This is a genomic window from Pseudomonas sp. yb_9 (assembly GCF_043103635.1).
GTDB lineage: Bacteria > Pseudomonadota > Gammaproteobacteria > Pseudomonadales > Pseudomonadaceae > Aquipseudomonas > Aquipseudomonas monteilii.
Genome location: NZ_JBICKA010000011.1, coordinates 1 through 820, shown reverse-complemented (window position 1 = coordinate 820; position 820 = coordinate 1). Strand labels below are relative to the sequence as shown.

1 protein-coding gene is annotated in these 820 nt (G+C 53.7%); it reads right to left on the bottom strand.

Annotated features, from left to right (window positions below; translation table 11 throughout):
* A partial coding sequence (locus tag ACF8MI_RS03345; protein ID WP_392517367.1) for a reverse transcriptase domain-containing protein occupies window positions 1-820 on the bottom strand: 820 nt, incomplete at both ends.

The window sequence follows — 820 nt, the reverse complement described above, 5'->3', positions numbered from 1 at the left end:
TATGCACCGTGTCCAACCATTCAGATATACGCCGCTTGCGCCCGTGAAGTATTTTGTACTTACGACCGGCCCAACGCTTGAGCGCGCTATCGATATGTCGAAAGATACCAAGCATGGCCGTCCGATAGAACGCGCCATAGTACTGCCACCAACCTTGTATCACTGGGTTGTAAAGCCGAGCCACAGCAGCCAGCGTCACATGAGTTTGGCGGCTGACCCGCCACTCGCGCACTGCTCGCCGCATCCGCTTCAACGCTTGCGCACTGACTCCCGGAAGGAAGCTGGTGAAAAGCTTGTTCTGCTGGCCGATTGCCTTCCTAGGTCTAAAAGTGAAACCAAGGAAGGTAAAGCTCACATGCGGATACCCTGCGCGTCGATTGCTGTCCTTGCAGTACACGATTTTCGATTTCTCGGGATGCATCGTGAGGCCACAAACCGCTAGACGTGAAGCGATTGAACGCATCACGTGTTCTGCTTGCCTCTGGCTACGACAATGCACTACCGCATCATCGGCATACCGGGCAAAAGGACAGTTTGGGCTATTTCGTTGCATCCATGCGTCAAAGGCGTAATGCATGAACAGATTCATCAACATGGGACTGATCACGCCGCCTTGCGGGGTGCCACGTTCGCGTTGAATGCGAACGCCATCTGCTGCCTCGAATGGAGCAACCAGCCATCGTTCGATGTACAGCAGTATCCAATCCTCTTTGATATGGGTTCGCACCGCTTTCATCAGCAGTTCATGATCAATGTGATCGAAAGCCGCCTTGATATCAAACTCCACCACCCAGTCGTATCGCCAGCAGCGTTCGCGTGT